This is a genomic window from Trueperaceae bacterium (assembly GCA_036381035.1).
In the GTDB taxonomy this organism is placed as follows: Bacteria; Deinococcota; Deinococci; order Deinococcales; family Trueperaceae; genus DASRWD01.
On sequence record DASVDQ010000096.1, the window covers coordinates 1 to 20,713 of the forward strand.

Consider the following 20,713-nt stretch of genomic DNA (forward strand, 5'->3'; position numbering starts at 1 on the left):
CGCGACTGGCTGATCTCGCGCCAGCGGTACTGGGGCACGCCGATCCCGATGCTCTACTGCGACGAGTGCGGGATCGTGCCGGAGAAGGAGGAGAACCTCCCCGTCCTGCTCCCCGCCGACGTGGCGTTCATGCCCACCGGCGAGTCGCCCCTCAAGCACCACCCCGCCTTCGCCGCGGCCACGTGCCCGCGGTGCGGCGGCAGGGCCAGGCGCGAGACCGACACGATGGACACCTTCATGGACTCGTCGTGGTACTGGTTCCGCTACCTCTCGCCACACGACGACTCCCGTCCGTTCGACCCCGAGCTCGTGAAGCGCTGGACGCCCGTGGACGTCTACACCGGCGGCGTCGAGCACGCGATACTGCACCTGCTCTACGCCCGCTTCTTCACCAAGGTCCTGCGCGACCTCGGCCTCGTCGAGATCGACGAGCCGTTCCTGAAGCTGCGCAACCAGGGGATCATCCTGGGCGCCGACAACGAGAAGATGTCGAAGTCGCGCGGCAACGTCGTGAACCCCGACGAGCTCGTCGCGCAGTACGGCGCCGACACCGTGCGCGCGTTCCTGATGTTCATCGGCCCCTGGGACCAGGGCGGTCCCTGGAGCTACCAGGGGATCGAGGGCGTCTTCAGGTTCCTGCACCGCGTCTGGGCACTGGTCGTCGACCAGGAGGCCCCGGCCGAGCCCGGCCCGGACGCGGACCCTGCGGCCGTGGCGCGCGAGCTGAGGCGCGCCGTGCACCACGCGATCAAGGAGGTCACGGAGGACCTCGAGGAGTTCCGCTTCAACACCGCGATCTCCGAGCTCATGACGCTCTCGAACGCGATGGGCAAGGCGAAGCCCCACCGCGACGCGCTGGGCGAGACCTGGCGGGAGGCCGTGCGCAGCCTGCTGCTGCTGCTCGCTCCCTTCACGCCGCACATCGCCGAGGAGCTGTGGGAGCGGTCCGGGTTCGAGGGCTCCGTACACCTCCAGGCGTGGCCCGAGCACGACGAGGAGGCCCTGCGCGCCGACACGGTCAGGATGGCCGTGCAGGTGAACGGCAAGGTGCGCGGACAGGTGGACGCGCCCGCCGACGCCGACGACGCCACGGTCCTCGCCCTGGCCAGGCGCGAGCCGAACGTCGCCCGCTACCTCCAGGCCGGCGAGGTCGTGCGCGAGATCGTCGTCAAGGGCCGGATGGTCAGCTTCGTCGTCAAGGGCTGAGGTCCCTCGCGCCGGCCGGGAGGCGGCCGCCCCGCCCCTAGGGAGCGGCCGCCTCGCACCGCCGGGCCGGTATCGGCGGACCTGGCCGCCGGTCCGCGGCCATGCCTCACGCCCTTCCCGCCCGCCTGGCGAACTCGCGCAGGCGCCTGGCGGCCTCGTCGCCGCCCTCTACGACCACGCGACCGTCCTCGCCGGCCGACCTGCCGCTGAGGAAGTCGAAGACCGCCTCGGGGTCGCCCCGCAGGCGTACGTCCCCCCCGCCGGCGGGGCTGCCCATCGCGCTCGTCAAGGTCTCTCCGATCTCCAGGGTGACGGGCTCGCCACCCATCTCGAGGACCGCGGTCAGCGGCCCCAGGTCCGCGACCTCGACGTGCCCGAACAGGATCGGCAGGGCGAGCATCAGCCACTGGGGGCTGAAGGCGTCCTCGCCGCGACCGGCCTCCAGCAGGGGCCTGCCCCAACTGACCAGGGCCCGCAGCACGGGTCCCAGCTCCCTCCCGCGCTGGGTGAGGCGGTAGACCGCGGACCTCACCGGCGGCGGCGCCTCGTACTGCTCCACGAGGCCGTGGGCCTGGAGCTGCCGCAGCCGGTCGGCCAGGAGGTTCGTGGCGATGCCGGGCAGCGCGTCCTTGAGGTCGGAGTAGCGGCTGTCCCTGGCGAAGAGCTCGCGCACCACAAGCAGGGTCCACCGGTCCCCGACGACGTCGAGGGCCCTGGCCAGGGGACAGTACTGGCCGTAGGAGCGCATGGCCGGATGCTACCGCCGCGGCTTGACCTGCTCAACCACCCGGAAGACGTGCTCGTCTTGGTACTTGCAAAACTCAATCATCTACTTTAGATTGCCGTTCTTACGCCGCGGGCGCGGGAGGTGACCTCGCGCTCGGTCACTCGCGCCCGCGGGAAGGAGGCGACATGTCGGTTCAAGTCCTCGCCCCGACGCGTCGGGAAGCGGTCGTGCAGCGCAGGCGGAGGATCAGCAGGGTCGTGCTGGCCGCCCACATCGCGGACGCCGTCGGCCTTCTCGGCGCCGACCTCGCGCTCGTGGTGCTGGGCATCTCGGCCCTGAGCGGAGGCGACCCGCTGGCGGCCTACCCGGCCATGAGCCTGATCTCGCGCGCCGTCCTGCTGCCTCTCGCCGCCCTCACGCTGGTATCGGGGATCGCGCTCGCCCTCCTCTCGCGCTGGGGCCTGGCGCGCTACTGGTGGACGACCATCAAGCTGGCCGTCACCGTCGGGCTCATCACCGTGCTCGGCCTCGTCCTCGTCCCCGGCCTCGGCCGCGCCGCCGCGGCGGCCAGCGGCGGGACGGGCACCGCGATCCCGGTGGCGCGGCAGCTGGCCTACGTGGTGGCGCCCGCCACCGCCTCGCTCCTGCTCATCACGAACCTCGTGCTGGGCGTCTACAAGCCGTTCGGTCGGCTGCGCGCCGCCGGGGACCGCCCGTCCCCCGACGAGGCGCGAGCGGCGGCCGCGCGAGTACACGCGCGGGAGGTCGCATGAGAGCCCGACGGCGTGAGAGCCCCGTACCAGACCGGCCGACCGAGGAGGTCCCATGAGAGCCGAACCGTACATGCCAACCGTCACCGACCGTGCGGCCGACGAGCGCGCCGCCGGTGTCGGCTACCCCCGCCTGACCCGGACCGCCGCCGTCGCCGTGATCGTCGGCGTGCTGGCGCAGGCCGCGCTGGCCGGCGGGTTCCTGGCCGGCCACGCCGCGCTCGTCCAGGTCCACATGGCCGTCGGCGGGCTCCTGGTCCTCTCGGGGGTGACGCTCGTCGTCGCCGGCCTGGTCGGGCGCCGCCGCAGTCGCGAGCCGCGGTCGCTGCTGGCCGCGCGGGTCGGCGTGCTGCTCCTGCTCCTCGTCACGGCCAGCGCCGGTCTGGCGGCGGGCGGGGGCACGCGGGACCTGCTCATGCTGCACATCCCACTGGCGATCCTCAGCATGGGCCTGTCGTCGCGGCTCCTCGACGCGTCGGGCGCGGCCGCGCGGCGGCACTAACCCGCACGGCGGCACTAACCCGCGCGGCGGCGCTAACCCGAGCGGCGGCGCTAGCCCGAGCGCGGAGGCCGGTCGCCGGCGCGAGGCGCCCGCCGGGAGACGAGCCGCGCCCCTGGGCGCCCACCGCACCGCGAGGCGCCGGCCCAGGACGACCCCGCGCGCCCGGCCGCCGCCTAGGCCTACTCCGGGGCCTCCCAGAACGTCAGCCAGGTGCCCACGTGGTCCTCGACCGTGAACTCGGTCTGGCCCCAGGGGCGCGGCGCGATGGGGTCCACGACCGTGACGCCGGACGCGCGCAAGCGCTCGTAGAACCGCTCCAGGTCCGGCACCTCGACGTAGAGGGACACGGCCGACCTGCCGCCGAGCCGCCGCCTTATCGCCTCGTTGTAGGCGGGCGAGTAGAGGTCCGTGGGCACCTCGAGCATGATCCGCGCGTCGCCCCGCGAGAGCGAGCAGTTCACCTCGTCGGGTCCGCCGCGCGTCAGCTCGAACCCCAGCTTCTCGCGGTAGAAGTCGAGCGCCTCGCCCATGTCGGGCACGCGCACCGTCGGGATGACCGCCCAGCCAGCCACCTGAGCCTCCCGCGCCCGTCCCCTGGACCCGCCTAGAGGCTACACGCTCCGGACGCGGCGGCTACTGCGGAGCGAGCAGCACGACCTCGCGCAGCGTGGCGAGGTCCACCGCGGGGCGCACGATGTAGGTGCGCCTGAGCTCGTTGGGGTCCTGCGGCAGCACCTCCTCGACCACGCCTACGAGGACGCCGACCGGGAAGAGGCCGCCGCGGCTGGAGGTCTCGACCTCGTCGCCCACCTCCACGGGCTCGACCTCGAGGAAGCCGGTCACGCGCACCCTGTCGCCGACGTCGCCGACGGCGATGCCCTGGCCGCCCTTGCCCCGCACGGTCACGCCCACGCGGGACTCCGGGTCGAGGATCGTCCGCACCAGGGCCGTGTCAGGGCCGGCGTCGGTGACGATGCCGACGAGCCCCTGCGGCACCGTCACGGGCATGTCCACCGTCACGCCGTCCCTGGCGCCCAGGCCGACGATGAGGCGCGCCAGCTCCGCCCCCACCTCGCCGCCGACCACGGGCGCCGTCGCGACCGTGCCGGGCGACTGCGAGCGCCGCACGGACAGGACCTCCTCGAGGCGCTGCACCTCGAGCTCGAGGAAGCGCGCCTCCTGGCGGGAGGCGGCCAGCTCGGCCTCGAGCCTCTCGACCTCGGCGCGGAGGTCGCGCCTGTCGACGAGGCTCTCCACGGTCAGCCTGACGTTCGTGCCGGCGCGGTGCAGCAGGTCCTGCGGCAGGGCGACCGCCGCCGAGTACTCGAAGGGCACGCGTCCGACCACGGCCATGAGCGCGATGGTGACGAGGCCGAGCGCGAGGAACGCGTACCAGGCCCTGAGCAGGCTAGACAAGTGGTGCCCCCAGCCGCCGCGCCGCCTCGACGACGGCGGGCAGGCTCAGCCCGACGACGTTGGTGTAGCAGCCCTCGATGCCCGCGACCAAGGCGGCGCCGCGGCCCTGTATCGCGTAGCCGCCGGCCTTGTCGACGCCCTCGCCGGAGGCCACGTACCACGCGACCTCCCTGTCGCTGAGGCGCCTGAAGCGGACCCGCGTGCGCACGACGACGTCCTCGCGGCGGCCCGCCAGGCGCAGGGCGTGGCCCGTGTAGACGTCGTGGACCGTGCCGGAGAGGCGCCGCAGGTAAGCGGCGTTGTCAGCGGGGGTGGGGGGCTTGTTGATGACCTCGCCGTCGACGACGACCGTCGTGTCTGCCGCCAGGACCAGGTCGCCCGGGCGACGCGCGCCCACGACCTCGGCCTTGGCCGCCGCCAGGCGGGCGACGAGCTCCGCCGGGTCCTCGCCGGGCCTCACGGTCTCGTCGACGTCGGCCGGCTCCACCTCGAACTCCAGCCCCAGGCTCGCGAGGAGCTCGCGACGCCGTGGCGATGCGCTGGCCAGCACGAGTCCCCTCACGCGGACCAGTCTACCCAGGCCGGGGAGGCGGTTAGACTGCCGGCCGGGATGGCCCAGACGCCGGGAAGCGACGGACGGAAGCGCGCAGCCGCCGGGGCCGCCCTGGCGCTGGTCGAGGACGGCATGACGCTGGGCCTCGGCACGGGAAGCACGGCCTACTGGTTCGTCGCCGGCGTCGCCGAGCGGCTGCGCGAGGGCTCGCTGCGGCGCGTGCGCGGCGTGCCGACGTCCGAGGCGACGGCGCGCCAGGCGCGCGAGGCGGGCATCGAGCTCGTCGACCTGCCCGCCGCCGGCGTCGACCTGGCGGTGGACGGCATGGACGAGCTGGCGCCCTCGCTCGACGCCGTCAAGGGGCTGGGTGGCGCGCTGCTGCGGGAGAAGGTCGTGGCGTCGTCGGCGCGCCGGTTCGTGCTCATCGGCGACGAGTCGAAGCTGGTGTCGCGCCTGGGCGAGAGGGCGCCCGTGCCCGTCGAGGTCGTGCCCTTCGGCCTGGCGCGGACCAGGCTCCTCCTCGAGCGCCTGGGAGCGGAGGCGCGCCCGCGCCCGGCGGGCGGCTCGCTGTTCGTCACCGACAACGGCAACCACGTGGTCGACTGCCGCTTCGAGGCGCCCTTCGACCCGGAGGAGCTGGCGGCCGAGCTGTCCTCCCTGCCCGGCGTCGTCGAGCACGGGCTGTTCCTGGGCCTGGCCGACCTGGCCTTCGTCGCCGGGGCCGGCGGCGTGCGCCGCCTGGAGGCCGCGGCGTGACCGGAGCGCGTCGCCGGGAGGGCGCCGCGTGACCGCGGGGGTCGCGGCGTGATCGTGGCCGTCGGGCTCGACCTCGTCGAGATCGCGCGGATCAGGCGCGCCGCCGAGAACCACCCGCGCCGCTTCCTCTCCCGCTGCTTCCACCCCGAGGAGCTCGCCGCGCTCGCGGGCCGCAACGACGTCTACCCCGGCCTCGCGGCGCGCTTCGCGGCCAAGGAGGCGTTCGCCAAGGTGTGGCCGGCCTCGCTGGGGTGGCGCGACGTCTGGGTCGTGAAGGAGGGCAGGAGGCCGGTGCTGCGCGCGAGCCCGCGCCTCGCCGCCGCCATGGAGCGCGAGGGCCTGGTCGCCCACGTCTCGCTGTCGCACGCCGTCGACCACGCCGCCGCCGTGGTCGTGCTCGAGCGCCGATGAGCGGGGCCGAGATGACCCGCGTCGTCGCGTACACCGACGGGTCCTGCGACACGGCGTCGGGCCGGGGGGGCTGGGCCTACCTGCTCAAGGCCGACGGGCGCGAGCGCCGGGCCTCTGGCTTCGAGGCGCACACGACGAACAACCGCATGGAGCTGACGGCCGCCGTGCGCGCCCTGGAGGCCCTCACCAGGCCCTGCCGCGTCACGGTCGTCACCGACAGCGAGTACCTCAAGAAGGCGTTCACCGACGGCTGGCTGGACAGGTGGCAGCGCAACGGCTGGCGCACGGCCTCCCGACAGCCGGTGAAGAACCGCGACCTGTGGGAGCGACTCCTCGAGCTCACGTCCGTCCACGACGTCGAGTGGTCGTGGACGCGCGGGCACGCCGGCCAGCCAGAGAACGAGCTCGTCGACGCCCTCGCGCTCGCGGCGCGGCGCACGGGGCGCGGCACCGCCGCCACCGGCTGAGGCCAGGCGGCCGGACCGCCTGTCCCGGCGCCGCCGGTCGCGGGGCCGCCCGCGCCCGCTCGGGTCGCTCCTCCGCGGCCGCTAGGCCGCCAGCTCGGCCAGGAAGCGCCTGAGGACCTCGAGGCCGAGGGGCAGCGACCCCGCGTCGACCCACTCCGACAGCGTGTGCGCGCCGCCGCCCTTGTAGGCGCCCAGCGCGATGGCGCTGACGCCGGCGGCCATCGCCGCGTTGGCGTCCGTGCTGGCCGGGGCGAGGGTCGCCTCCAGGCCCACCGAGACCAGCGCACGCCTGGCGGCCTCGACGAGGACGGCGTGGTCGCGCGCGCCGGCGGGCCTCGCGCCCACGCGACTCACGGCCAGGCCGCAGCCGCTCTCCTCGGCGACCTTCTCGATCTCGGCGCGGCACGCCTCCCACAGCAGCTCGAGCGTGCGTTGGTCGACGCTGCGCAGGTCGAGGGCGAAGCCGGCCTCCGCGGCTATCGAGTTCACGCTGGTGCCGCCCCACAGGAGGCCGACGTTGAGGCTCGAGCGCGGCTCGCGCGGCACGGGCAGCGCGGCCAGCCTGGCGACGGCCCGGCCCACGGCATGCACGGCGCTGGGGCTCGGGTAGTCGCCCCACGAGTGACCGCCGGCGGCCGTCATCACGACCTCGTGGCGCAGCGACCCGACGCCCTGCGTGCAGACCGAGCCGAGGTGGCCGTCGAAGGCCACGAAGTGGTCGATCTCGCCCGCCAGGTCGGCCACCACCTGCCGGGCGCCCCTGAGGTCGCCGGCGCCCTCCTCGCCCACGGTGGCCGCCACCACCAGCCGCGGACGACGCTGTGGCGGGTCCTGCAGGTAGGCGGTGAGCACCGCCAGGCCGGCCGCGTCGTCGCCGACGCCCGCGCCGGCCAGCCGGTCGCCGTCGCGTCGCACGGTGACGTCGGTGCCCTCGACGAACACGCTGTCGAGGTGCGCCGCCACGAGCACCAGGGGACCGCTCCCGCCGGGCACCTCGGCCACGACGTTCCCGGCGGCGTCGCGGCGCGGCTCGAGGCCCGCCTCGCGCCACAGACGCGCCACCAGCTCGGCCCGAGCGTCCTCGGCGAAGGTGGGCGCCGGCGTCTCCGCCAGCAGCAGCACGAGGTCCACGAGCCGCTGCGCCAGCCCGGCCTGCGCCGGGTCGCCCAGCGCCTGGCTCACCCCTCGCCGCCGTCCTGCAGCGTCGCGATGCCCTCCCGCAGGGCGTAGAGGGCGGCCTGCGTGCGGTTGTTGAGCCTCAGCTTCGAGAAGATCTCGGTCAGGCGGTTCCTCACGGTCTTCTCGCTCACGCCCAACCTCTCGGCGATCTCCTGGTTCGTCGCTCCCTGCGCCAGGTGCCTGAGGATCTCCTCCTCGCGCTCGGTGAGCTCGCTGATCTTGTGCTCCGGGTGAGCGGGCAGGTCGCCGTACTTGCGGAACTCGGCGAGGATCTCCGCGGCCATCTCGGCGTTCAGCAGGGTCTCGCCGGCCGCGACGCGGCGTATCGCCTCGATCAGCTCGTCCGCGCCGGAGTCCTTGAGCATGTAGCCGCGCGCGCCGACCTTGATGGCCTCGAAGACGTACCGGTCCTGCCTGTACATGGTGAGGATGATGACCTTGGCGTCGGGCTGCTCGGCCAGGATCGCCTTCGTGGCCGCCACCCCGTCGACCTCGGGCATCTGGATGTCCATGAGGACCACGTCGGGCCGCGTCTCCAGCGCGTGCCTGATCGCCTCCCGGCCCGTCGACGCCTCGCCGATGACCCGGAAGCCCTCCTCGGTCTCGAGGATCGTGCGCAGGCCCTGCCGGAACATGGCGTGGTCGTCGCAGAGCAGTATCCGCGTCATGACTCACTGTACTCCGCGTGCCGCCGGGCGCGTCGCCGGGGTGCCGCGGGGCGCGGAGCACGTCGGACCGCTCCCGGGGCGCCGGGTGGTCCGCTGCGCGGCCCGCGCCGGGCCCGGAGAGGATGCCCGCCACGTCGGTCCGGGCCCCGCTCGACGCCCGGCCCGATGGTACCCTGGCGTCCGCAGCTGCCGGGCACGCCGGGCCGGCCACGCCTCCGAACTGCCTCACCGGGCCGGTGGCCTCGTCGGCGCGGGGTGCCCGGCAGCTGTGCTGGGTGCCGCCGGCCGCGAAGAGGCGGCGCGCACCATCCTCGAGCAGAGATCGGAGGACGCATGGCACACCCGAAGGGCGTCCTGCTGGAGCGGGCGCAGAAGCTCGGCCTGGAGCGCCCCGAGTTCCGCACCGCGCGCACCGGACCCGAGCACGAGCCGAGCTTCATCACCGACGTCGTGCTCGGGGGCGAGGTCATCGGCACCGGGCAGGGCGGCACCAAGCGCACGGCCGAGAAGCACGCGGCCGAGGAGGCGCTGGCGGCGCTCGAGGCGCGCCAGGCGACGTCCGGCAAGGCCGCGGCGAAGGGCAAGGGCAAGCAGGCCGCCAAGGGCGACGGCGAGAAGGCGACCAAGGGCAAGGGCGGCGCGGCGAAGGGAGCCAAGGACGGCGCCTCCGCCAAGGTCGCCGGGGCGTCCGGCGCCGAGGCCGCCGGGGACGCCTCCGCGGCGAAAGCGGCCCCGGCGGCCGCGTCCGCGGCGGTGACGGACGCCGAGGACGAGGGCGCCGCCGAGGTGGAGGAGGGCGAGGAAGCCCCCTTCGACGGACCCTGGCCGATGTTCGACGACCTCCTCGCCGCCGTGGTCGCCGTCGCCGAGCGCCGCGTCTTCGCCGACCTGAGGGGCGAGGAGGCGCGGGTCGCGATCCGCGACTTCTCTCTGGCCCTCTACAAGGACCTGCTCCTGGGCCTCGGCGAGATCGAGGAGGAGGAAGAGGAGGAGGACTGAGCGGGGGCGGCCGGCGCTAGGCCGCGAGACGCCCTGGGCGCGCCGGCACGCGCCGCCGCCCCGCTCCGCCCCTGCCGGCGAACCGCCCCTCAGCGACCCTGCTTCGCGAAGCGCTCGATGCTGCGGAGCAGGGCCGTCGCCTTCTCGCGCACCAGCATCTCGCGCAGGGCGTCGCTGCCGCCGAAGCCTCCCGTGCCGTGCAGCTCGATGATGTCCACGGCCTTGGCGCTGAAGGCCGACAGCGGCGTGGCGATCGCGATGCCCGCCGTGGTCTCCGGCGTCGCCGCCTCCAGGCTGAACAGGTCGTCGTCCAGGCCGCCGGCTTCCGGGTTCACGACCACCACGACGTCGCCGTCGTTGGTCTTCACCAGGTAGCGGCGCTCCTCCCGGCGCGCGGGGCGTTCCATGGGTCAAGCAGGCTAGCACGGTGGCCCGGCGGCGCCGCCGGATGGCAGACTTACCCGGTGAGCGGTCTGCTTGCCTCCGAGCCTGGCCTCGCGGTGGCCGCGATCATCGCCCTCGGCGTCGCCGCCCAGTGGCTGGCCTGGCGCTGGCGCGTGCCCGCGATCCTCCCGCTGCTGACCGCCGGCTTCCTCGTGGGGCCGGTCCTCGGCGTGGTCACGCCTGCCGATCTCTTCCCCGCCGACCTGTTCTTCCCCCTCGTCTCCCTCGCCGTCGGGCTGATCCTGTTCGAGGGCGGCCTGACCCTGCGCTTCGCCGAGATCCGCGAGACGCGCCGCGTCGTGCTGAACCTCGTGACCTGGGGCGGCCTCGTCACCTGGGCGGGGGCGTCGCTGGCGGCCCACCTCATCGCCGGCGTCGAGATGCACCTGGCGCTGCTCTTCGGCGCGCTCGTCATGGTCACGGGACCCACCGTCATCGGCCCCCTGCTGCGCATCGTCAGGCCCGTCGCGAACGTCGCGAACGTCCTCAAGTGGGAGGGGATCGTCATCGACGCGGTCGGCGCGCTGCTGGCCGTGCTCGTCTACGAGTCCCTGCTGCTGCGCAGCGCCGGCGAGCCCCTCGGCAGCGTCCTGCTCCTGCTCCTGCGCTTCCTCCTCGTCGGCGCCCTCACCGGCGCGGCCGGCGGCCTGGCCCTCGCCTGGCTCCTCAAGCGCCGCGCGGTGCCCGACTTCCTCATCAACGTCGTGGCCCTGGCCATGCTCTTCGCCACCTTCGCGGTCGCCGACCTCCTCTCCTCGGAGGCCGGTCTGCTTGCGGCCGTGGTGATGGGCATCATCGTCGCGAACGCCGGCGTGCCGAACCTCGGCTCCCTGCTGACCTTCAAGGAGGACCTGACGGTCCTCTTCGTCAGCGTGCTGTTCATCGTCCTGGCCGCGAACGTGACCCGCGAGGCGGCGCTGGCCGCCCTGCGGTGGGAGACGATGGCCGTCGTCGCCGTCGTGCTGCTCGTGCTGCGCCCGCTCGACGTCCTGCTCTCGAGCATCGGCTCGCGCCTGTCGCGCCGGGAGCGCGCGTTCATCGCCTGGGTGAGCCCGCGAGGCATCGTCGCCGCCTCGGTCACCTCGCTGCTCGCCTCCCGCCTCCTCGACGAGGGCATCGCCGGCGCCGGCTCGCTGGTGCCCCTGGTGTTCGCGGTGATCGTCGTGAGCGTGCTGCTCGCCAGCCTCACGGCCAAGCCGCTGGGCGTGCGGCTGGGCGTCGCCGACCCCGACCCGCAGGGCGTCCTCTTCCTCGGCGCCCACCCCGTGGCCCGCGACATCGCCAGGCGCCTCGCCGACCGCGGTCTCCCGGTCCTGCTGGCCGACACGAACGGCGCCAACGTGGGGGCGGCGCTCGCGGAGGGCCTGCCGGCCTACCACGGGAGCCTGCTCGCCGACGGCAACGACGACCAGCTCCGGCTCTCCGGCATCGGCCGCCTCGTCGCGCTGACGCCGAACGAGGAGGCGAACGCGCTCACGGCCGTGCGCTTCCGCCGCGAGTTCGGGAAGGACAACGTCTATCAGCTCTCCCCCAAGGAGCACGTGCCGCACGCGAACCGCCTGGGCGGGGAGAACCGCGGCCTGTGGCTGTCGCTGGGCGACCTCTCCTACGACAGGCTGCAGCGGCTCCGCCAGGCCGGTGCCGAGCTCGTAGAGGTCGAGCTCACGCCGGAGCACACGCTGGCGGACTTCATCGCCACCCACGGCGACGCCGCCGTGCCGCTGTTCATCGCCCGCGACGGCGCCGTCGAGGTCGTGTCGGAGACGACCGACCCGGAGCGCGAGGACGGCGGGACGCTGCTCACGTACATCGACCCGCGGGCCTGAGGGGTCCGCGGGTAGAGCGCCGCGGGCCGGCCGCACTGCGGGCCCCGCACCCGCTCCTGCGGTCAGCCCGCGCGGTAGCGGACGCTACTCGCTGGCCTCGTCGAGGAACTGCTGCAGCTTCGCCGTGTTCACGGTGATGGGCGAGCGCCGGCGGCGCACGGCGCCGTACTCGAGCAGGCGCGCCAGGCAGTGGCTGACGGTCTCGCGCGTGGCGCCGATCATCTTCGCCAGGTCCTGCTGCGTGAGGTTCAGGTCGATGACCGTGCCGCGCTCCGACTCGACGCCGAAGTCGTTCGCCAGCCGCAGCAGCAGGTTCGCCAGGCGCCCGGGGGCGTCGAACGCGCCCACCTCCGCCTGCCACTGCTGGGCCTGCCACAGGCGCGTGCTCATCACCTGGATGAACTTCATCGCGATCTTCGGGTGCTGCTGCAGCAGGCGCTGGAACTCCTGCTCCGGCATGACGATCAGAGTGGTGTCGACGACGGCCTCGGCCTGGTTCGGCCGCCGCTCGCTCTCCAGCAGCAGCAGCTCGCCGAAGATGTCGTACTGCCCCAGCAGCCCCAGGATCATCTCCTTGCCGTTGGGGAAGTACATGGAGATCTTCACCATGCCGTCGCGCACGAAGTAGAGGGCGTCGGCGGGGTCCTCCATGTGGTAGATGATCTCGCCCGCCGCGAAGCGCTTGTACGGAGTGATGCGCGTGATCTTCTCCAGCTCGTCCGGCGTCAGGTCCTGGAACAGCTTCGTGTTCTTCAGGTGCCAGACCAGGCTCGGGTACTGACTCGAACTCGACTCCGTCATCCAGCGCCCCTCTCGACACGCTCCCCGGCTTCGGCCCGAGGTCGGCCAGCAAGGCCGTGGTGGTACGCGATGTTCATAAATCTAACTCAATCCTCAGCCGCGTTCCCCAAAGCCGCCGCCATCGCGTCCGAGAGCCGCATGAGCCGCTCGTACGACTCGGGGTCCAGGTAGTCGCCCACCCTGAGCCCGTCTACGAAGATCGTCGGCGTGCCCGTGATGCCGAGGTCCTGCACCGCCACGCGGTACGACTCCTCGACCAGGTCGCTGAAGCGACCCGTCCTCACGCACGTGGGCAGCTCCTCGACGGCCAGGCCAGCCTCCGCGGCGATCGCGACGAACTGCTCGAGCGGGTCGGGGAGCTCCGCCCACCGCGACTGCTGGGCGAAGAGGGCGTCGGCGAACGTCCAGAACGCGTCCTCGCCCGCCTGGTCGCCGCCTGCGGCGCCGGCCTCCGCGGCCACGCACTCCGCCGCCTCGGCGGCGACGGTGGCGTTGGGGTGGACGCTCTTCAGCGGGAGGTGGTGCAGCTCGAAGCGGACGTCGCCGCGCTCGAGGAGCCTGGCGATGAGCGGCATGCCCTGCGCCGCGAAGTTCGCGCAGAACGGGCACTGCAGGTCGGTGAACTCGCGCACGACGTAGCGGGCGTCGGCGGGGCCGAGGGCGTGGGCCGGCGGACCGAACAGCTCCTCCGGAACCGACTGCGGCTCGAAGCGCACCCTGACCCGCGCGGGCTCGCCGCCCGTGACCTCCACCTCCATCAGGTACTCCTGCACCTGGACGACGACCTCGCCGGCGTCGGCCAGCTCGGCGGTGCGCGTGCGGAAGAAGTCGGTGACCGGCGAGGCGATCCCCGACCCGTAGCCGCTGGCCGCGCCGATCAGGGCGCCGATGAAGCGCGCGTTCGCGTCGGTGAGCTCGCCCTCGCCCTCGACGGCCACCGCCGTGCCCAGGGACTCCTCGATGCCGAAGGCGAAGCCGGAGGCCGACTCGTGGCCGGCGCCGGCCTCGCGCACGCCGTAGCCCCGTAGCTGGTCGAGGATCGTCGCCGGCTCCTGGCCGAGCTGGGCGAGCGCCGGCGAGCCGAGCGCGGCGAGCGCGAGGGCCGCTAGCGCCGCGACGAGGCGGCGCGCGGCGGGGACGTCGAGCATGACGCAGTCTAAGTTGGCGCGATTCCCGTCACAACGTCGGGGAGACGGAGGGCCGGCGCCGGCGGGACGGCGCGGCCGCGTCGTGGCCGGGCAGCCTGGCGCGGGAGCGGTCCAGGCGCCCGCGTCAGGGCCGGACAGGGGACGTCGACCCGAACCCGGCGGACGCGGCGCATGCACCCGCATCACGGGCGCATCACGGTGGCACCCCTACCGTCCCGTCACGGCAGACGAGAGCGCTGCCGGCTTTAGGAGAGTGAGGGTGCCATGGACAAGAGACTGGGTGCGGCTCTGCTCGGCGCGGTGCTCGTCGCCGCCTTCCTGCTGGTCCCGGTCGCGGCGCTGGGCCAGCCGACGACGGACGATACCGAAGCCGTGTTGGCGATGGAAGCCGAGCGCTTCCGGGCCCTCGTCGACAGGGACCTGCGCAAGGCGGAGAGCCTCCACGCCGAGGAGTTCGTGCTGATCGACCCCTACGGCCACGCGAGCACGCGGCAGCAGTTCTTCGACGACATCGCCGTGGGGCACCTTAGGTTCGTGGACTCGGTCAACGACCACGCTGAGGTGAGGGTCTACGGCGACGCCGCGGTCCTCAAGCAGCACTCCTTCGTGACCGCCGTCGTGGACGGGCAGGAGTTCCCGCCCATGGAGCTGTGGGAGATGTTCGTCTACGAGCGCCGGGACGGCCAGTGGCAGGTCGTATGGGCCATGGCCTCCGAGACCCGCTACTAGCCGCGGCGGGCTGGCCAGAGGCGGGCGGCGCCCTCAGCCGGCGCCGCCCGCTCTCGTCAGCGGCACGCGCCGGGCTCGCGTCACCTCGTGGAGCACGGCGGCTTCGACCTCGATGAGGGCGCTCACTCCCCCGCCTCCCCCGAACACGGCGCCGCTCGCCGGCACCGTGACCTCGTCCACCAGCGTGGGCAGCTCCCGGAGGTGGCCGAAGGGCGGCATCGCGCCGACCCTGTACCCGGTGACGAGCAGCGCCTCCTCGGGGCTGGCGAAGCGCACCTGCTTGCGTCCCACGCCGAGCGCCGCGGCCAGCAGAGGGTAGGAGACCCGGCTCTCCCCTGCGGCGACGACCAGCAGGGGCTCGCCGAGGGCGAGGAACACCAGGCTCTTGACGATGCGCCCCGGCTCCGTGCCCACGGCCGCGGCCGCGTCGGGCACCGTGGGCGTGGGGACGCCGAGGCGGTAGAGGCGCGCCGGCACGCCGTGGCGCCGGCAGAACTCCTCGAGGTCGGACTCCGTGAGCGCTGCTGGGGCTGTCACGCCAGGCAGTCTATGCCGCGAAGGGTTGCGGCCAGGACGGCGTTCGTGGGCCCCCGTGGTACCTTGTGCCGATGCTCGACGTCCCCGAGTCGCTGCGCGACCTGGTCGCCCGCGAGCGCGAGGCCATCACCGACCTGCAGGTGCTCCTCGCCCGCGTGGGCGCCGACCAGGAGCACCTCGGGGACGTGCGCACGGCCCTCGCCGACCTGGACGGCCTCTTCATGATCGTCGTGGCCGGCGAGTTCAACGCGGGCAAGTCGAGCCTCCTCAACGCCCTGCTCGGCGAGGCCGTGATGCCCGAGGGCGTCACGCCCACCACCGACCGCATCACGGTCGTCACGCACGGCGAGCGGCCCTCGGAGCGCTCGGATGGCCCGGCGGTCGTGTACCGCACGCACCCCGCCCCTCTGCTGCGGGACATCGCCCTCGTCGACACCCCGGGCACGAACGCGATCATCAAGCGCCACCAGGAGCTGACCGAGCGCTTCGTGCCGCGGGCCGACCTCCTGCTCTTCGTGACGTCGGCCGACAGGCCGTTCACGGAGAGCGAGCGGCGGTTCCTCGAGCTCATCGCCTCGTGGGGCCGCAAGGTCGTGATGGTCGTCAACAAGGTCGACATCCTCGACACCGAGGACCAGCGCGCCGAGGTCCAGCGCTACGTGCGCGAGAACGCCCGCCAGACGCTCAACGTGACGCCCGACGTGTTCCTCGTCAGCGCCAAGCGGGCCGAGCGCGCGCGCGAGGCCGGCGACGACGCGGCCCTCGAGGGCTCGGGCGTGCCGGCGCTGGCGCGCGCGATCTCCGAGCGCCTCGGCGCGGAGCGTCCGCGCCTGAAGCTGCTCTCGCCCCTCGGCGTCGCCCAGCGGTTGGTGGGCATCTACCAGGACCAGGTCGCCGCGCGGCTCGAGCTGCTCACCGACGACAACGCCAGCCTCGACGAGATCGAGCGCCAGGGCCGGCAGTTCGAGCGAGACATGCGCCGCGAGTTCGAGGCGCACGCCCTGCGCGTGAAGGAGGTCGTGCGCGACGTCAAGGAGCGCGGCGACGAGTTCTTCGACGACGTCGTGCGCTTCCGCCGCATCCCCAAGCTGCTCAACAGCAAGGCCGTGCAGGAGGAGTTCGAGCGGCGCGTCCTGGCCGGGACGGAGCAGCAGCTCGAGAGGGCCGTCTCCGAGCTCGTCGACTGGTTCATCGAGCGCAACCTCCGCTTCTGGGAGGACGTCATGCGCTTCGTGAACGAGCGCGCGTCGGCGGCCGAGGACCGCGTGATCGGCGAGGTGGGCGGGCGCTTCGAGTACGACCGGCGCGCGCTGGTGCGCACCCTCGGGGAGCGCGCCCAGGACGCCCTCGACACCTACGACGACGCCGCGGAGTCGCGGCGGCTGGCCGACGACCTGCAGCAGGCGGTGCTCCGCACGGGCCTGTTCAACGTGACGGGCATCGGCCTCTCCGCCGCCGTGCTGGCGTTCATCACGACGGCGGCGCTCGACGTCACCGGGATCCTGCTCGGCCTCACGCTCGTGGGCGTGGGCCTGCTGGTGATCCCGCGCCAGCGCGCGAAGGCCAAGCGCGAGCTGGCCGCGCGTATGCGCGAGCTCGAGGAGGCCCTGGCGCAGGGCATCACCCGCCAGTTCGAGGAGGAGCTGGAGCGCTCGCGCGAGAAGCTCGCCGGCGCCATCAGCCCCTACACGCGCTTCGTGCGCTCCGAGCTCGACCGCCTCGGCGCGGTCGGCGAGGAGCTGGACGAGATGAGCGTGCGCCTGGCGGCGCTCCGCGGCGAGGTCGAGGCGCTGGAGTAGACTCTCGGCCATGACCGTGAAGGCCGCCCCGCGCGTGGCGTTCCAGGGCGTGGCCGGGGCGTTCAGCGAGGAGGCCGCGCTGGCCTTCGCGCCTGGCGGCGACGCCGTCGGCTACCCGACCTTCGAGGAGGCGTTCGAGGCCACGGTGCGCGGCGAGTGCGACTACGCCTGCCTGCCCGTGGAGAACAGCCTGGCCGGCTCGATAAACCAGACCTACGACCTCCTCACCGACTCGGTGCTGGTGGTCGTGGCCGAGCGCGTCGTGCGCGTGCACCACAACCTGCTCGTGCCGCCGGGCACGGGCCTCCACGAGGTGAGGCGCGTCTACAGCCACCCCCAGGCCCTGCAGCAGTGCCAGCGCTTCATCAGGCAGCACGGCTTCGAGGCCGTGGCCGACTACGACACGGCCGGCGCCGCGCAGCGCCTCCTGGAGCGCGCGCGCAGCGAGCCGGGCAGCGCGGCCATCGCCAGCCGGCGCGCCGCCGAGACCTACGGCCTCGAGATCGCGGCCGAGAGGATCGAGGACCTGACCTTCAACTTCACGCGCTTCTTCGTCCTCGGCCACGACGAGCGACCGCCCCAGCCGGGCCGGCAGCACAAGACGAGCCTCGTGCTGGCCACGCACCACAGGCCCGGCGGCCTCGTCTCCTGCCTGCAGGTCTTCCCCGAGCACGGCATCAACATGACGAAGCTCGAGTCGCGCCCGCGACGCGACAAGCCGTGGAGCTACCTCTTCTACGTCGACATCGAGGGTCACGTCGCGGAGCCCGCCGTCGCGGCCGCCCTCACGGGCCTGATGCGCCGTGCGGCGTTCGTGAAGTACCTGGGCAGCTACCCGGCGGCGGAGCCCGTCGAGATCGACTGAGGCGGGGCGTGGTCACGGCGCCGGCAACGGCACCACCTCCACCCCGAGGGCGAGCGCCCGCACGCCCTCGCCCGGGTACCACAGGGTGCGCGAGCGGTAGACGCCGCGCCAGGGCGCCCGCAGCACCTCGGTGAAGCCGCGCGGGACGTCGAGCAGCCACAGCTCCCTCACGCCGCCGGCCGCGTAGAGCGGCGCCCGCTCCTCGTGCGTCTCGCGTCCGCGCACGACCTCCGCGACGAGCAGCGCCGCGGCCCCGTCGTAGGAGCCGCCCACGCCCAGGGGCTGACCGGCCCGGCGCCCCGCCGCCGGGAACACCGCGACGTCGGCCCTCAGCAGGTCCCACGGGCCCAGGCGCAGCGGCGCGGCGTGCACGGCCGTGCCGCCGGCGCGGAGGACGGCGTCGCCGCGGAGCTGCGCGCCGAGGTGCGCGAGGACGGCCGTCTCCCGGGGCGAGGGCGCGCGTCCGGGGCGCACGCGGCCGCCGACGAGCTCCGCCCGCGGACCCTCCGCCAGGGCCCCGGCCCGCGACGCGGCCAGGAACGCCGCGACCGTGACCTGGGGGAGACGCGCGCCGCGCATGCCCGCAGGTTGCGTCCTGGCGGCCGCTCGCACGCCGGGTCGCTGGCGCCGTGCCGACCTCCTCTAGTCGGGAGTCCGTGCCCGCCGCAACCCACCGGAGGCCCGCTGCCGCGGTGATACACTCCGCCGGATAAAGATGCCGCGGCGTGAGGACATACACAAGATCCTGATCATCGGCTCCGGTCCCATCGTCATCGGGCAGGCGGCCGAGTTCGACTACTCGGGCACGCAGGCGTGCAAGGCGCTGCGTGCGGCGGGCTTCGAGGTCGTGCTCGTCAACTCGAACCCCGCCACGATCATGACCGACCCCGACGTCGCCGACAGGACCTACGTCGAGCCCCTCACGCCCGAGTTCGTCGCCGAGGTGATCCGCGTCGAGCGGCCCGACGCCCTGCTCCCCACGCTCGGCGGGCAGACCGCGCTGAACCTGGCCGCCAGGCTGCACGAGGAGGGCGCGCTGGAGGAGCACGGCGTGCGGCTGATCGGCGCGAACTACGCCGCGATCCAGAAGGGCGAGGACCGCCAGCTCTTCCAGGAGGCGATGGCGCGCATCGGCCTCAAGACGCCAGCCGGGCGCATGGTCACGAGCCTCGCGGAGGCGCTGGAGTTCGTCGAGGCCATCGGCTACCCGGCGATCGTCAGGCCGAGCTTCACGCTGGGCGGCACCGGCGGCGGCATCGCCCGCGAACGGGACGAGTTCGTGCGCGTCGTCCGCCAGGGCCTGCACGACTCTCCCGTGGGCAGCGTGCTGATCGAGCAGTCGGTCCTGGGGTGGAAGGAGTACGAGCTCGAGGTGATGCGCGACTCGAACGACACGGTCGTGATCATCTGCTCGATCGAGAACCTCGACCCCATGGGCGTGCACACCGGCGACAGCATCACCGTGGCGCCGGCGCAGACGCTCTCGGACAAGGAGTACCAGCGCCTGCGCGACGCCGCCATCGCGATCATCCGCGAGATCGGCGTCGACACCGGCGGGTCGAACATCCAGTTCGCCGTCGACCCCGACAGCGGGGACGTGATCGTCATCGAGATGAACCCGCGCGTCTCGCGCTCCTCGGCCCTGGCCTCGAAGGCCACCGGCTACCCCATCGCGAAGATCGCCGCGCTGCTGGCCGTCGGCTACCACCTCGACGAGCTGCCCAACGACATCACCAAGGAGACGAAGGCCGCCTTCGAGCCGACCATCGACTACGTCGTCACCAAGGTCCCGCGCTTCGCCTTCGAGAAGTTCCCCGGCGCCCCCGACGACCTCGGCACCCAGATGCGCTCGGTGGGCGAGGTGATGGCCATCGGCCGCACCTTCAAGGAGTCGCTCCTCAAGGCCGTGCGCTCTCTCGAGCTGGACGTGCGCTCCGGCACCGCGGCGCTCACAGACGCCGCCCTGGAGGGGCTGCTGCGCCCGAACCCGCGCCGCCTGGCGGCGGTCCTCGAGCTGCTGAGGCGAGGACGCTCGGTGCAGGCGCTGCACCGGTCGACGGGCATCGACCCCTGGTTCCTGTCGCAGCTCGCCGAGGTCGTCGCCGCCGAGCAGGAGGTGCGCCGGGCGGGCGACCCGCACGGCTGGGGCTGGGAGCTGTGGCGCGAGGTCAAGCGCCTCGGCTTCTCGGACGGCGACGTCGCCGAGCTCACGGGCACGCCCGCCGCCGAGGTCAGGCGCCTGCGGCTGGCGAAGGGCCAGGCGCCCGTCTACAAGACCGTCGACACCTGCGCCGCCGAGTTCGAGGCCTACACGCCCTACCTCTACTCCACCTACGAGTGGGAGGACGAGGCGCCGCCGACCGACAGGAAGAAGGTCGTGATACTGGGCTCGGGCCCGAACCGCATCGGGCAGGGCGTCGAGTTCGACTACGCCACCGTGCACGCCGTCTGGGCGCTGCAGGAGGCCGGGTTCGAGACGGTCATGGTGAACTCGAACCCCGAGACCGTCAGCACCGACTACGACACCGCCGACCGCCTCTACTTCGAGCCGCTGACCCTCGAGGACGTCCTCAACGTCATCGAGCACGAGAAGCCCGACGGCGTGATCGTCCAGCTCGGCGGCCAGACGCCGCTGAAGCTGGCGCGTGGCCTCGAGGCGGCCGGCGTGCCCATCTGGGGCACGTCCGCGTCGGCGATCCACGCCGCCGAGGACCGCGACGCCTTCCACGCCCTCTGTCGGCGCCTGGGCATCCCACAGCCCGAGGGCGGCGTCGCCGAGAGGCCCGAGGAGGCCGCGGCGCTCGCCGCGCGCATCGGCTACCCGGTGATGGTGAGGCCCAGCTACGTGCTGGGCGGACGGGCGATGCAGGTCGTGCGCTCCGCGGCGGAGCTGGAGAGGTACCTGCGCGA

23 protein-coding genes are annotated in these 20,713 nt (G+C 73.5%); 12 read left to right on the forward strand and 11 right to left on the reverse strand.

The features are described from left to right. On the forward strand, window positions 1-1,206 hold a 1,206-nt coding region (locus VF202_10840; GenBank protein ID HEX7040603.1), incomplete at its 5' end, for a class I tRNA ligase family protein. A gap of 106 nt (window positions 1,207-1,312) precedes the next feature. Here the strand turns inward: VF202_10840 and VF202_10845 are convergent. After that, complete coding sequence (locus tag VF202_10845) at window positions 1,313-1,954, reverse strand: helix-turn-helix domain-containing protein (GenBank protein ID HEX7040604.1); 642 nt, start codon at window positions 1,952-1,954, stop codon at window positions 1,313-1,315. 164 nt (window positions 1,955-2,118) lie between these two features. Between VF202_10845 and VF202_10850 the strand changes: the two genes are divergently transcribed. Both VF202_10850 and VF202_10855 read left to right on the forward strand, forming a co-directional pair. Then, window positions 2,119-2,706 (forward strand): hypothetical protein, encoded by a 588-nt coding sequence (locus VF202_10850; GenBank protein HEX7040605.1) that lies wholly within the window; start codon window positions 2,119-2,121, stop codon window positions 2,704-2,706. Between the two features lie 52 nt (window positions 2,707-2,758). Beyond that, complete coding sequence (locus VF202_10855; protein HEX7040606.1) at window positions 2,759-3,205, forward strand: hypothetical protein; 447 nt, start codon at window positions 2,759-2,761, stop codon at window positions 3,203-3,205. A 179-nt stretch (window positions 3,206-3,384) separates the two neighbouring features. Here VF202_10855 and VF202_10860 read toward each other — a convergent pair whose 3' ends face one another. From VF202_10860 to VF202_10870, 3 genes are all read right to left on the reverse strand, one after another. After that, entirely contained in the window at window positions 3,385-3,777 is a 393-nt protein-coding gene (locus tag VF202_10860; protein ID HEX7040607.1) for a VOC family protein, read from the reverse strand. 61 nt (window positions 3,778-3,838) lie between these two features. Further along, the gene (gene mreC / locus VF202_10865; GenBank protein HEX7040608.1) at window positions 3,839-4,621 is read right to left on the reverse strand and encodes a rod shape-determining protein MreC; all 783 of its coding nucleotides are present in this window, start codon (window positions 4,619-4,621) and stop codon (window positions 3,839-3,841) included. Next, window positions 4,614-5,183 carry a Maf family protein gene (locus VF202_10870; protein HEX7040609.1) on the reverse strand — a complete coding sequence of 190 codons (570 nt, stop codon included), beginning with the start codon at window positions 5,181-5,183 and terminating at the stop codon, window positions 4,614-4,616. Before VF202_10870 ends, mreC begins: the two co-directional genes overlap by 8 nt. Window positions 5,184-5,231: 48 nt before the next feature. On the opposite strand from VF202_10870, the gene rpiA reads away from it, so the two are divergent. The 3 genes from rpiA to rnhA are packed head-to-tail and all read left to right on the forward strand — an operon-like array spanning window position 5,232 to window position 6,808. Next, window positions 5,232-5,930: a ribose-5-phosphate isomerase RpiA gene (gene rpiA / locus VF202_10875; GenBank protein ID HEX7040610.1), complete on the forward strand. Its 699-nt coding sequence runs from the start codon at window positions 5,232-5,234 to the stop codon at window positions 5,928-5,930. Between the two features lie 48 nt (window positions 5,931-5,978). After that, complete coding sequence (gene acpS / locus VF202_10880) at window positions 5,979-6,341, forward strand: holo-ACP synthase (protein HEX7040611.1); 363 nt, start codon at window positions 5,979-5,981, stop codon at window positions 6,339-6,341. 11 nt (window positions 6,342-6,352) lie between these two features. Then, window positions 6,353-6,808 (forward strand): ribonuclease HI, encoded by a 456-nt coding sequence (gene rnhA, locus VF202_10885; GenBank protein ID HEX7040612.1) that lies wholly within the window; start codon window positions 6,353-6,355, stop codon window positions 6,806-6,808. Between the two features lie 81 nt (window positions 6,809-6,889). Here rnhA and VF202_10890 read toward each other — a convergent pair whose 3' ends face one another. Next, window positions 6,890-7,990 carry a M20/M25/M40 family metallo-hydrolase gene (locus VF202_10890; GenBank protein ID HEX7040613.1) on the reverse strand — a complete coding sequence of 367 codons (1,101 nt, stop codon included), beginning with the start codon at window positions 7,988-7,990 and terminating at the stop codon, window positions 6,890-6,892. After that, window positions 7,987-8,655 (reverse strand): response regulator transcription factor, encoded by a 669-nt coding sequence (locus tag VF202_10895; GenBank protein ID HEX7040614.1) that lies wholly within the window; start codon window positions 8,653-8,655, stop codon window positions 7,987-7,989. Before VF202_10895 ends, VF202_10890 begins: the two co-directional genes overlap by 4 nt. A 333-nt stretch (window positions 8,656-8,988) precedes the next feature. On the opposite strand from VF202_10895, the gene VF202_10900 reads away from it, so the two are divergent. Then, on the forward strand, window positions 8,989-9,654 hold the full coding sequence (locus VF202_10900; protein HEX7040615.1) for a putative dsRNA-binding protein: 666 nt from the start codon (window positions 8,989-8,991) through the stop codon (window positions 9,652-9,654). A gap of 89 nt (window positions 9,655-9,743) precedes the next feature. Here the strand turns inward: VF202_10900 and VF202_10905 are convergent, their stop codons facing one another. Next, a complete protein-coding gene (locus VF202_10905) occupies window positions 9,744-10,061 on the reverse strand; it encodes a hypothetical protein (protein HEX7040616.1) in 318 nt (105 codons plus the stop codon). 57 nt (window positions 10,062-10,118) lie between these two features. Between VF202_10905 and VF202_10910 the strand changes: the two genes are divergently transcribed. After that, window positions 10,119-11,924, forward strand: a complete 1,806-nt coding sequence (locus VF202_10910; protein ID HEX7040617.1) for a sodium:proton antiporter — start codon at window positions 10,119-10,121, stop codon at window positions 11,922-11,924. A gap of 84 nt (window positions 11,925-12,008) precedes the next feature. Here the strand turns inward: VF202_10910 and VF202_10915 are convergent, their stop codons facing one another. Next, window positions 12,009-12,725, reverse strand: coding sequence for a Crp/Fnr family transcriptional regulator (locus VF202_10915; protein ID HEX7040618.1), 717 nt, complete (start codon window positions 12,723-12,725; stop codon window positions 12,009-12,011). Between the two features lie 86 nt (window positions 12,726-12,811). After that, a complete protein-coding gene (locus tag VF202_10920; GenBank protein HEX7040619.1) occupies window positions 12,812-13,873 on the reverse strand; it encodes a thioredoxin domain-containing protein in 1,062 nt (353 codons plus the stop codon). 264 nt (window positions 13,874-14,137) lie between these two features. On the opposite strand from VF202_10920, the gene VF202_10925 reads away from it, so the two are divergent. Continuing rightward, the gene (locus VF202_10925) at window positions 14,138-14,602 is read left to right on the forward strand and encodes a nuclear transport factor 2 family protein (protein HEX7040620.1); all 465 of its coding nucleotides are present in this window, start codon (window positions 14,138-14,140) and stop codon (window positions 14,600-14,602) included. A 33-nt stretch (window positions 14,603-14,635) separates the two neighbouring features. Here the strand turns inward: VF202_10925 and VF202_10930 are convergent, their stop codons facing one another. After that, complete coding sequence (locus tag VF202_10930) at window positions 14,636-15,139, reverse strand: YbaK/EbsC family protein (protein ID HEX7040621.1); 504 nt, start codon at window positions 15,137-15,139, stop codon at window positions 14,636-14,638. Between the two features lie 71 nt (window positions 15,140-15,210). Here VF202_10930 and VF202_10935 point away from each other — a divergent pair, with 71 nt between their 5' ends. Together VF202_10935 and pheA are read left to right on the forward strand one after the other, a co-directional pair. Further along, a complete protein-coding gene (locus tag VF202_10935; GenBank protein ID HEX7040622.1) occupies window positions 15,211-16,938 on the forward strand; it encodes a dynamin family protein in 1,728 nt (575 codons plus the stop codon). Between the two features lie 10 nt (window positions 16,939-16,948). Further along, window positions 16,949-17,803, forward strand: a complete 855-nt coding sequence (gene pheA / locus VF202_10940; protein HEX7040623.1) for a prephenate dehydratase — start codon at window positions 16,949-16,951, stop codon at window positions 17,801-17,803. A 12-nt stretch (window positions 17,804-17,815) separates the two neighbouring features. Here the strand turns inward: pheA and VF202_10945 are convergent, their stop codons facing one another. Further along, window positions 17,816-18,382 (reverse strand): Uma2 family endonuclease, encoded by a 567-nt coding sequence (locus VF202_10945; protein HEX7040624.1) that lies wholly within the window; start codon window positions 18,380-18,382, stop codon window positions 17,816-17,818. 136 nt (window positions 18,383-18,518) lie between these two features. On the opposite strand from VF202_10945, the gene carB reads away from it, so the two are divergent. Then, window positions 18,519-20,713, forward strand: a 2,195-nt coding sequence (gene carB / locus VF202_10950) for a carbamoyl-phosphate synthase large subunit (GenBank protein HEX7040625.1), incomplete at its 3' end; no start/stop codon positions are given.

Coding starts and splice junctions, on each gene's coding strand:
- VF202_10845 (HEX7040604.1), bottom strand. CDS start 1,954: ATGCGCTCCTACGGCCAGTACTGTCCCCTGGCCAGGGCCCTCGACGTC.
- VF202_10850 (HEX7040605.1), top strand. CDS start 2,119: ATGTCGGTTCAAGTCCTCGCCCCGACGCGTCGGGAAGCGGTCGTGCAG.
- VF202_10855 (HEX7040606.1), top strand. CDS start 2,759: ATGAGAGCCGAACCGTACATGCCAACCGTCACCGACCGTGCGGCCGAC.
- rpiA (HEX7040610.1), top strand. CDS start 5,232: ATGGCCCAGACGCCGGGAAGCGACGGACGGAAGCGCGCAGCCGCCGGG.
- rnhA (HEX7040612.1), top strand. CDS start 6,353: ATGACCCGCGTCGTCGCGTACACCGACGGGTCCTGCGACACGGCGTCG.
- VF202_10895 (HEX7040614.1), bottom strand. CDS start 8,655: ATGACGCGGATACTGCTCTGCGACGACCACGCCATGTTCCGGCAGGGC.
- VF202_10900 (HEX7040615.1), top strand. CDS start 8,989: ATGGCACACCCGAAGGGCGTCCTGCTGGAGCGGGCGCAGAAGCTCGGC.
- VF202_10905 (HEX7040616.1), bottom strand. CDS start 10,061: ATGGAACGCCCCGCGCGCCGGGAGGAGCGCCGCTACCTGGTGAAGACC.
- VF202_10915 (HEX7040618.1), bottom strand. CDS start 12,725: ATGACGGAGTCGAGTTCGAGTCAGTACCCGAGCCTGGTCTGGCACCTG.
- VF202_10920 (HEX7040619.1), bottom strand. CDS start 13,873: ATGCTCGACGTCCCCGCCGCGCGCCGCCTCGTCGCGGCGCTAGCGGCC.
- VF202_10925 (HEX7040620.1), top strand. CDS start 14,138: ATGGACAAGAGACTGGGTGCGGCTCTGCTCGGCGCGGTGCTCGTCGCC.
- VF202_10935 (HEX7040622.1), top strand. CDS start 15,211: ATGCTCGACGTCCCCGAGTCGCTGCGCGACCTGGTCGCCCGCGAGCGC.
- pheA (HEX7040623.1), top strand. CDS start 16,949: ATGACCGTGAAGGCCGCCCCGCGCGTGGCGTTCCAGGGCGTGGCCGGG.
- VF202_10945 (HEX7040624.1), bottom strand. CDS start 18,382: ATGCGCGGCGCGCGTCTCCCCCAGGTCACGGTCGCGGCGTTCCTGGCC.